The following is a 10,094-nucleotide window of genomic DNA, read 5'->3' on the forward strand; positions in this document are numbered from 1 at the left end:
GGACGTTAACCTGACCGTCCCCCTACCGAAGGTCCCTTTCGGCCACCCGGGGCGGCGAGGTGAGCTGGGCTGCGAGGTGAGTTGCATGAAGGTGCGGACAACAACGGGCCGGCGATGGATCGGGGCGGTGGCGCTGCTGGCGGGCGCGCTGCTCGTGCCGCTGGGATGTGGCGGCGGTGCCGGTGGCGGCGGCTCCACCGACGTCACCACGCCGAAGCCATCGGTGTCCGGCACCACGCCGGTGCCTTCTCCGTCCGTGTCCTCCCGCTCGCCGGATGGACCGGTGGTGACGTCGCCTTCCACGACCGCGACGCCGCGGGAGCCGGTCTGGTCGAGCGAACCGCGCCGCGTCGAGCATCAGCTGTACGGTAACGCGACGGTCGTCGCGGTGCGCGGCGCGCACAACGTCGCCGGCGGGATGGCTTTCGATCGGCTGACGATCGAGTTCCAAGGGCAGCTCCCTGGCTACGAGGTGCGTTACGTGGCCGAGGTGCTGTCGCCGGGCGAGGGCGTTGCGGTCCCGCTGCGGGGGCAGGCGTTCCTGGAGGTGGTGTTGTTCCCGGCCGTGGCCCACGATGAGACCGGTAGGTCGACGCTGCGCACACCGCGGGCCGGCGGCGGGCTTCCCGCGCTCGTCCAGTATCGGATGACCGGCGACTACGAGGGATACGTCCATTTCGGCCTGGGGGTTGACGATCGGGTCGGCTTTCGGGTGCTCGAACTGTCGAACCCGTCGCGCGTGGTGATCGACCTCGCCGCCTGAGGCCTGCCGGTGAGGCCTGCCGGTGAGGCCTGCCGGTGAGGCCTGCCGGTGAGGCCTGCCGGTGAGGCCTGCCGGTGAGGCCTCGGCCCGTGGCCTGCCCGCGCCGCCCTGGCGCGGGCAGTTCCCTCTTTGCCGTCGCCGGTCATCGAGCCACACCGCGCCGCACCCCGAAAACCCAACACAACAGCATGATCAACTTAGGCTGCCCGGCACTGGTCCGGGAACGGCCCGTTCGGCATCGGGGGTCGGGACCTTCCGCACATGGTCTCAGGACTGGCGCGATATGGGGTGCTTGGCCTCGGCAGAGAAACATACGTGCCGGTCGGGGCACGCCGGAAGGTGTGCCCGCCCTGTGGAGATCGGGAGGCTGTCATGACGTACGTCCCACCTGGAAAGCCAGGCAGTATCGTCCATGTTACGGACCGGTACGAGAACTTCATCGGTGGAAAGTGGCTGCCGCCGCGGGCCGGTAAGTATTCGACCAACCTCAGCCCGGCCACGGCGCAGCCGATCTGTGAAATACCGCGGTCGGCGGCGGAGGATGTCGAGGACGCCCTGGACGCGGCGCACGCCGCCGCCGGCTCCTGGGCCGCCGCGTCCCCGGCGGAGCGGGCCGAGGTGCTGACCGCGGTGGCGGATGCGATCGACGCCAACCGGGAGATGCTCGCGGTCACGGAGAGCTGGGAGAACGGCAAGCCGGTGCGGGAGACGCTGGCTGCCGACATCCCGCTGGCCGCCGACCACTTCCGGTACTTCGCCGCGGCGGCGCGCACCCTGGAGGGGTCGATCTCCGAGATTGACGGCAGGACCTACGCCTATCACTTCCACGAGCCGCTCGGGGTGGTCGGGCAGATCATCCCCTTCAACTTCCCGTTGCTGATGGCGGCGTGGAAGCTGGCGCCCGCGCTGGCCGCGGGTAACTGCTCGGTGATCAAGCCGGCGTCACCGACGCCGTGGTCGATCCTCAAGCTCGCCGAGGTGATTCAGGACGTCATCCCGCCCGGCATCATCAACATCGTCAACGGGCCCGGCGCCGAGGTCGGCAGAGCCCTGGCCACCAGCCCGAAGATCGCGAAGATCGGGTTCACCGGTGAGACCACGACCGGCCGGCTGATGATGCAGTACGCGGCGCAGAACATCATCCCGGTCACCCTGGAGCTGGGCGGAAAGTCCCCGAACATCTTCTTCGAGGACGTCCTGGCCGCCGACGACGCCTATCTGAACAAGGCGGTCGAGGGGCTGGTGCTGTATGCGTTCAACAAGGGCGAGGTGTGCACCTGCCCGTCCCGGGCGCTGATCCAGGAGTCGATCTACGACGAGTTCATGGCGCGGGCGCTGGAACGGGTCGGCCGGATCCAGCAGGGCAACCCGTTGGACCCGGCGACAATGCTGGGCCCGCAGGTCTCCGCGCAGCAGCTGTCAAAGATCGGCTCCTACGTGGACATCGGCCTGGCTGAGGGCGCCGAACTGCTGGCCGGTGGGCACCGGACGCGGCTGGCCGGAGAGTTCGCGAACGGCTACTTCTTCGAGCCGACGCTGCTGAAGGGCCACAACAAGATGCGGGTCTTCCAGGAGGAAATCTTCGGCCCGGTGCTGGCTGTCACCACCTTCAAGGACGAGGCCGAGGCGTTGGCCATCGCCAACGACACGCCTTACGGGCTCGGTGCCGGTGTGTGGACGCGGGACGGTGCCCGCCAGTTCCGGATGGGCCGGGGCATCAAGGCCGGCCGGGTCTGGGTCAACTGCTACCACCAGTATCCGGCGGGCGCGGCATTCGGCGGATACAAGGTGTCCGGCATCGGCCGCGAAAACCACCGGATGATGCTGGAGCACTACAGCCAGACCAAGAACATGCTGGTCAGCTACGACGAGAACGCGCTCGGCCTGTTCTAGGGTCTCGGAGTCCAGGGTTCCGGAGTCCAGGGTTCCGGAGTCCTTTGGCATTTCCCATCGACGATTCCCCTGACTGGAGGATGTTATGAAGGCAGCAGTTGTCACCGATTTCCGGGCACCGTTGCGTATCGAGGACCGGGACGTCCCGGTGCCGGGGCCGGGCCAGATCCTGGTACGGATGGAGGCCAGCGGTCTGTGCCACACCGACATCCACGCGGCGCACGGTGACTGGCCGGTGAAGCCGACTCCCCCGTTCGTCCCTGGTCACGAGGGCGTCGGCGTGGTCAAGGCCGTGGGCGCCGGGGTGACCGGGCGCGCGATCGGCGACCGGGTCGCGATCCCGTGGCTCGGTCACGCCTGCGGACGCTGCCGCTACTGCGTCGGCGGCTGGGAGACGCTGTGCGAAAGCCAGCGCAACAGCGGCTACTCGATCGACGGTGCGTTCGCCGAGTACGCGGTGGCCGACGCGGACTACACGGTGCCGGTGCCCGGTGACGTGCCGTCGTTCGACGCCGCGCCGCTGACCTGCGCCGGCGTGACCACCTACAAGGCCATCAAGGTAGCCGGGGTGACCCCGGCCGAGACGGTGGCCGTGTTCGGCATCGGCGGGCTGGGCCACCTGGCGTTGCAGTACGCCCGCATCGCGGGTGGTTTCACCGTCGGGGTCGACGTCACCGAGGCCAAGCTGGAGCTGGCCACCGAACTGGGCGCCGACCACGTGGTGAACGCGCGGACCGCCGACCCGGTCGAGGCCATCCAGCGGCTGGGCGGCGCCGACGTGGCGGTCGCGCTCGCCGCGTCGCCCCGTTCGTTCGAGCAGGCGTTCGCCTCGCTGCGGCGCGGCGGCCGGCTGGTCTGCGTGGCCCTGCCGGCGGATGGCACGATGTCCATCCCGATCTTCGACACGGTCCTGAAGGGGATCACGGTCAAGGGATCGATCGTCGGCACCCGCAACGATCTGGCCGAGGTGTTCCGGCTGCACGCGGCCGGCCGGACCAGGGTGATCGCTTCCGGCCGGAAGTTGGACGACGTCAACGCCTGCATGGACGAGGTCCTGGACAGCAGGGTCCCGGCCCGGCTGGTGTTCGAGTTCTGATCTGGCCCATTCCGACCGGTCCGGCCTGATCAAATTTGACCCGATCTAACGCGATCTGATCCGGTCTGACCTGGTCTGACCTGGTCTGACCTGGTCTGACCTGGTCTGACCTGGTCTGACCTGGTCTGACCTGGTCTGCTTTGATCTTGCCCGCACGGCCATCGGTCCTCATCCCCCCAACGGGGAAGGGAACACGAGGAGAATCCCGAAAGGGGGAAAGACCATGAGTCCGCTTACCGTGGGCGTGGCCATGGAGACCGCGCCCGGCGAGCGTCGGGTGGCCATGGTTCCGCAGGTCGTGGGCCGATTGGTCGGCTCCGGTCTCGACGTGCTCGTCGAGACCGGAGCCGGACGTGGCGCATGGTTTCCCGACGGCGCCTATGCCGAGGCCGGCGCCACCGTCGTCGCACGGCTCGACCTGTTCGCGCGGGCAGACGTGGTGGTGTCGGTCAGCCTCCCGGACCCGCGGACGCGCGCGTTGCTGCGCGGCGGGCAGACCCTGGTAGGGCTGCTGGCGCCGTTGCCGCGGCCGCAGGTGATGGCGCAGCTGGCCGCGGTCAACCCCGAGTTCGCGCAGGCCGATGCCGCCCTGGTCGTCGGCGCCAACGACGTGACCAACCCGGCGGACCACCGTGGTCACGCGTGAACCCGGCCTCCCCGAGGACCTGACAGGCCTTGACCGTCAGTCACGATCTGGCGCATCGGCACCATCGGCACCCGGCCCTACGCGGCGACGGCCTCCAGCGCGCGGTCGAAGTGCCGATGGGCGGCCACGGCCGTGGCGAACGCGGAACCGAAGTCGCCGAGCACGGACGGCCCCGCAAGGTCGCGGACCGTCACGATACCCCGGTCGGACACCACCGCGTCACCCTGGTCGGCGACCCGCGCGCCCGGCAAGGATGCGATCTCGAGCAGCGACACCCCCGCGCCGACCGCGCCGATCGGCTTCGCGTGCTTGTACGCCTCGCCGACGTAGTGCACGGCCTCGCCGTTGTGTGTCAGTGCGGTGACACCGCGCTCGCCCGGGGCGACGAACACCGCGTCGTAGAGGACCGAGGACATGGTCACCAGCGTTCGGTCCACCGGCAACGCGTCGCCGGACACCGTGGCGAGCATGCCTCCGTGCGGCGCGAGAACCTCCAGGATCGCGCCCTGTTCGCGCAGCGCGGCGGTGGCCGAACGCAATGCCACCTCGTCCACGCCGTCCGCCGCGAGCACCGCGATCCTGCGGGTGGCCACCCCGCTGGGCTGGTCGGCCTGACTCAGCGCGGGTGAGGATCGTCCGTGGTTCGGGGTGCTCTCCGGTGGCACCGGCAGTCCGAGGTTCTCGGCGACCCCGGCCGCGAGTTCGTGGTCCACCTGGGCGAGATGTCCCAGGACACGCTCCTTGATCTGGGTGTAGTCGACCTTGCCGAGCTCAAAGCTGAACGCGTCGACGATGTGCCGCCGCTCCCAGGAGGACATGCTGTTCCAGAACAGGGTGGCCTGGCTGTAGAAGTCCTTGAAGCTCTCGCTCCGCTTACGGATCGTGTTCCCGTCGACCCGCTCGGCGTAGTGCACGTACCCGCCGTGCGCCGGATCGGAGAGCACCGGGCAACCGCCGCTGATCGAGTTCGGGAAGTACGACGTCTGGCTCTGCTGGATGCGATGCTGCCCGTAACCGTCGCGGGAGTTGTTGTGCACCGCCGCGACCGGCCGGTTGACCGGCAGCTGGGCGAAGTTCGGGCCGCCGAGCCGGATCAGCTGGGTGTCCAGGTAGGAGAACAGCCGGGCCTGCAGCAGCGGGTCGTTCGTGAAGTCGATGCCGGGGACGACGTTCTGTACGCAGAACGCCACCTGCTCGGTCTCGGCGAAGAAATTGCCGGGGTTGCGGTTGAGCACCAGCCGTCCCACCGGCCGCACCGGCACCCGCTCCTCAGGGATGATCTTCGTCGCGTCGAGAAGATCGAAGTCGAACGCGTGCTCGTCGGATTCCGGCACGAGCTGCACGCCGAGTTCCCACTCCGGGAACGTACCGTTCTCGATCGACTCCCACAGGTCCCGCCGGTTGAAGTCGGGGTCCTTGCCCGCGATCTTCTGTGTCTCGTCCCAGACCAGGGAGTGCGTGCCGAGCTTCGGCCGCCAGTGGAACTTGACGAAGGTCCCCTGCCCGGCGGCATCGACGAACCGGAAGGTGTGCACGCCGAAGCCCTGCATCATCCGGTAGCTGCGCGGCAGCGCCCGGTCCGACATCAGCCACATCATCATGTGCATCGACTCGGGGACGAGACTGACGAAGTCCCACAGGGTGTTGTGCGCGGAGGATGCCTGCGGGATCTCGTTGTGCGGCTCCGGCTTCACCGCATGGACGAAGTCGGGGAACTTGATGCCGTCCTGAATGAAGAACACCGGCATGTTGTTACCGACGAGATCGAAGTTACCCTCCTCGGTATAAAATTTTACGGCAAATCCGCGTACGTCCCGGACCGTGTCCGCGGAACCGCGGGAACCGCCGACGGTCGAGAACCGTACGAACACCGGGGTACGCCGGCCGTCCTCGCCCAGGAAGTGCGCCCGGGTCACGTCGGCGAGCGACTCGTACGCCTCGAAGTACCCGTAGGCACCGGCACCACGGGCGTGGACGACCCGCTCGGGGATGCGCTCGTGATCGAACCGAGTGAGCTTCTCCCGGAAGTGGAAGTCCTCCAGCAGCGTCGGACCGCGTTCCCCCGCCGCGAGCGAGTCGTCGGTGTGTTCGACACCGATCCCCTGGTCGGTGGTCATGCGGGCGCCGTCGTCGCCGACTCGGACGGCGTCGAGTTGCTGCTGCTTCGCGTCGTCCCGGGGGAGGCGCGACGTCCCGGGATCGGTCATGATGGTCACCTCGCTGACTACCTGATGCTGTCCGGGCGTACCCGGACCTACCCGCGACGACACGAGTAAACCTCGCTTCCGGACGGCGTCGCGCCGGCGTCGCGGTCTTCCCCGCCGCCAGCGGGAACCAGCGAGGAACCAGCGAGGAACCAGCGACGAACCAGCGAGGAGGCATCCGTTGCGGGAGAACCTGGCGGAGTCGCGCAGCATCGCCCGGCTACTCCACCCGCGCACGGTCGCCGTGGTGGGGGCGAGCCGCGAGCCGGGCTCGATCGGTCACGAGATCTTCCGTCGGCTGCTCGCCAGCGAGTTCACCGGCTCTGTCTATCCGGTCAACGCCGCGGCAACCCATGTGGCGTCCGTCTACGCCTACCGAGACCTGCGCGACGTCCCAGTCGAGATCGACCTCGTGGTCGTCGCGGTGCCGGCGCCACGGGTCGCCGAGGTCATGCGGGCCTGCGCGGAGAAGGGGGTACGCGGCGTCATCGTGGTCGCGGCCGGCTTCGCCGACGGGGGTGACGAGGGACGGGCCCGGCTCGCGGACGTTATCCGGATCGCCCGTGACGGCGGCATGCGACTGATCGGGCCGAACGCGATGGGCGTCATCAACACCGTCCCGACGGTCCGGCTGCACGCCACCTTCGCGGTCGGCGACCCCCCGCCCGGCCGGGTCGGCCTGTTCACCCAGTCCGGGGCGCTCGCGGGCACGTTCCTCACCGACGCCTCCCGGCGCGCGCTGGGCATCTCCACGTTCGTCTCGATCGGGGACCGCTCGGACGTCTCCTGCAACGACCTGCTGCGGTACTGGCGCTCCGATCCACGAACCGGCGTGGTCATGCTGCATCTGCAGAGCCTGGGCAACCCACGCCGGTTCGCCCGGATCGCCCGCGAGCTCAGCCGGCACAAGCCGGTCGTGGCGCTCAAGAGCGGGCGGGAGGCCGCCCACAGCGACATCGGCGCCCTGTTCAGCAGCGCCGGGGTGATCCGCGTCGACACGTTGAGCCAGCTGTTCGACACGACCCAGCTGCTGGCCTGCCAACCGCTGCCGGCCGGCCGGCGGGTCGGCATCGTCGGGACCTCCAGCGCGCTCGCGGCGCTCGCCGCCGACGCCTGCCGTACCTACGGGCTCGACGTGCCGGCGCTGTCCGCCTCGACCTGCGCCGGCCTCGCCACGCTGGTCGGCCATCGGTACGCCACGAACCCCGTCGATCTCGGGCCGCTGGCCGATCCGGACCGGTTCGACGCCGCGCTGCGCGCGGTCGCGGCCTCCGGGGACGTCGACGCGATCATCACCCTGGTCACCCCGCACGCGCAGGTCGACCGGCTGGCGAGCTCGGTGCGCGCGGTGGCCGTCGAGAGCGGCCTGCCGCTGCTCGCCTCCTTTCTCGGGCAGGATGGGATCCCCGCCCAACTGGCTGTCCGGGACGGCTCGGGTACCCCGGGCCCGGGGTCGGTGCCGTCCTACGCCTCGCCGGAGTCGGCCGCGCTCGCGCTGTCCCGCGCGGCCGACCATGCCGCCTGGCGGGCCCGGGACCAGGGCAGCGTCCCCGTGCTGGCCGGCATCGACCTGGACCGCGCCCGCGCCGAGGCCGAGCGCTACCCGAAGGACGGGGCGTGGCTGCCCGATGCCGCCGTCGCGACCCTGCTGGCCGGGGTCGGCCTGCGCGCCTGGCCGAGCCGGCGGGTCGGCGACCAGGCCGAGGCCCTCGCCGCGGCGGAGGCGTTCGGGCGGCCGGTGGCGCTGAAGATCGCCGACGAACGGTTCCGCAGCCGGCTCGACGTCGGCGCCGTCCAGCTCGGAGTCGACGATGCGGCCGGGCTCACGCAGGCCTGGCAGGCCATCCGCGCCGCCGTCGGGCCGGGCGACATGCTCGTGCAGCCGATGGCCCCGGCCGGGGTGTCGACCGTGGTGCGGCTGCGGCAGGATCCCATCGTCGGTCCGCTGCTCTCACTGCGCCTGGGCGGGGTCGTCGCGGACCTGCTCGTCGACCCGCTCTCCCGCACGCTGCCGCTGACCGACCGGGACGCGGCCGAGCTCATCCAGGAGATCCGCGGCAGTGTGCTGCTGCTCGGCGGCTCCGGGGCGCCCGCCGCCGACACCGACGCCCTGGCCGACCTGCTGCACCGCGTCGCCCGGCTCGGGGAGGAACTGCCGGCCATCGCCGAGATCCTGCTCGATCCGGTGCTCGTCGGCCGCCGCGGCGTCGTGCTGCTGCACGCCGGCATCCGCCTGCTCCCGCCCGAGACGGAGCCACGGACACTGCCACGGACGCTGCCGCGCGCGCTCGCCGCCGGCGGTTGAGCCCGCTCCTCGGGCGCGGGGGGACTCCTCGCCCGGGGACTGTACGGTCGAGGAGCCAACACCGGCACCAACACCGGCACGGACCCAGCCGGCACGGACCCAGCCGGTACCCGATCCAGCGGATTCGAGGACATGGATGACCGCCCGACAGAGGATCGCGTTCCAGGGCGAGCGGGGAGCCAACTCCCACATCGCCTGCCGGGACGTCTATCCGGACTACGACGCGGTCCCTTACCAGACCTTCGACGAGTGCTTCTCCGCGCTGGAGGAGGGTGAGGTGGACCTGGCGATGATCCCGGTGGAGAACTCCACCGCGGGTCGGGTCGCCGACATCCACCATCTGCTCCCCCGCCCCGGGGTGCACATCATCGGCGAGTACTTCCTGCCGATCCGTCACCAGCTGCTCGGCCTGCCCGGGGTGACCCTCGACGAGGTGAAGACGGTGCACAGCCATCCCCAGGCGCTGGCCCAGTGCCGGGAGGCGCTGCGCACGCTGGGTCTGACGGCGGTCGCCCACGCCGACACCGCCGGGGCCGCCCGGGAGATCGCCGAGGCCGGCGATCCGGCCAGGGCCGCGATCGCCTCCCGGCTCGCCGCCGAGGCGTACGGGCTGCAGATCCTCCAGGCCGATCTCGAGGACGCGGAGCACAACACGACGCGGTTCCTGATTCTGTCCGGCGAGAACCTGCGCGCGGCCGCCGGTGTCGGCCCGATCGTCACGACGTTCTTCTTCAAGGTACACAATCGGCCCGCCGCGCTCTACAAGGCCCTCGGCGGCTTTGCCACGAACGGGGTCAACATGACCCGCCTGGAAAGCTACATGGTGGGCGGGGGCTTCGTCGCCACCCAGTTCCTCGCCGACATCGAGGGCAGCCCGGAGGAGCCGGCCGTCGCCCGCGCCTTCGAGGAGCTGTCCTTCTACGCCGACCACCGCATCCTCGGCGTCTACCGGGCGAGCCGGTACCGGGAACGGATCAGCACCGGTTCCGGGGCCTGATCGGCCGCCGGTGGAACGCGCCCCGGCAGAAGCCCGGTAGGAAAGGACCAGCCGCTGCCCGGCTGGCCCCCGATGCCCGCCGGTCCAGATCTCACCGCGCCGCGGTGGCCTCACCCGGCGGCGTCGGCGAGATTGGGCAGCCCCGACACCGCTGGAGCCCATCGCGGGACGGCCTACCCACAGCACTGGT

The 10,094-nt window shown here is 70.3% G+C and carries 7 protein-coding genes; 6 read left to right on the forward strand and 1 reads right to left on the reverse strand.

Features of this window, described 5'->3' with window-relative positions; genetic code table 11:
- Positions 1-85 precede the first annotated feature (85 nt).
- The 4 genes from BMG523DRAFT_RS14085 to BMG523DRAFT_RS14100 all read left to right on the forward strand — a co-directional run bounded on the left by BMG523DRAFT_RS14085 (position 86) and on the right by BMG523DRAFT_RS14100 (position 4,398).
- Positions 86-763, forward strand: coding sequence for a hypothetical protein (locus BMG523DRAFT_RS14085; protein WP_011437329.1), 678 nt, complete (start codon positions 86-88; stop codon positions 761-763).
- A gap of 372 nt (positions 764-1,135) precedes the next feature.
- Positions 1,136-2,656, forward strand: a complete 1,521-nt coding sequence (locus BMG523DRAFT_RS14090) for an aldehyde dehydrogenase family protein (protein WP_023841477.1) — start codon at positions 1,136-1,138, stop codon at positions 2,654-2,656.
- A gap of 85 nt (positions 2,657-2,741) precedes the next feature.
- A complete protein-coding gene (locus BMG523DRAFT_RS14095) occupies positions 2,742-3,752 on the forward strand; it encodes a zinc-dependent alcohol dehydrogenase (RefSeq protein ID WP_011437331.1) in 1,011 nt (336 codons plus the stop codon).
- Positions 3,753-3,975: 223 nt separating this feature from the next.
- Positions 3,976-4,398: an NAD(P)(+) transhydrogenase (Re/Si-specific) subunit beta gene (locus BMG523DRAFT_RS14100; RefSeq protein ID WP_083494828.1), complete on the forward strand. Its 423-nt coding sequence runs from the start codon at positions 3,976-3,978 to the stop codon at positions 4,396-4,398.
- A gap of 77 nt (positions 4,399-4,475) precedes the next feature.
- Here the strand turns inward: BMG523DRAFT_RS14100 and BMG523DRAFT_RS14105 are convergent, their stop codons facing one another.
- Positions 4,476-6,605, reverse strand: a complete 2,130-nt coding sequence (locus BMG523DRAFT_RS14105; RefSeq protein WP_043591373.1) for a catalase — start codon at positions 6,603-6,605, stop codon at positions 4,476-4,478.
- A gap of 178 nt (positions 6,606-6,783) precedes the next feature.
- Here BMG523DRAFT_RS14105 and BMG523DRAFT_RS14110 point away from each other — a divergent pair, with 178 nt between their 5' ends.
- Complete coding sequence (locus tag BMG523DRAFT_RS14110; RefSeq protein ID WP_043591365.1) at positions 6,784-8,907, forward strand: acetate--CoA ligase family protein; 2,124 nt, start codon at positions 6,784-6,786, stop codon at positions 8,905-8,907.
- Positions 8,908-9,043: 136 nt separating this feature from the next.
- Positions 9,044-9,904, forward strand: a complete 861-nt coding sequence (locus BMG523DRAFT_RS14115; protein ID WP_011437337.1) for a prephenate dehydratase — start codon at positions 9,044-9,046, stop codon at positions 9,902-9,904.
- The last annotated feature ends 190 nt before the right edge of the window (positions 9,905-10,094 follow it).

It is taken from the genome of Frankia sp. BMG5.23 (assembly GCF_000685765.2).
Lineage (GTDB): Bacteria > Actinomycetota > Actinomycetes > Frankiales > Frankiaceae > Frankia > Frankia casuarinae.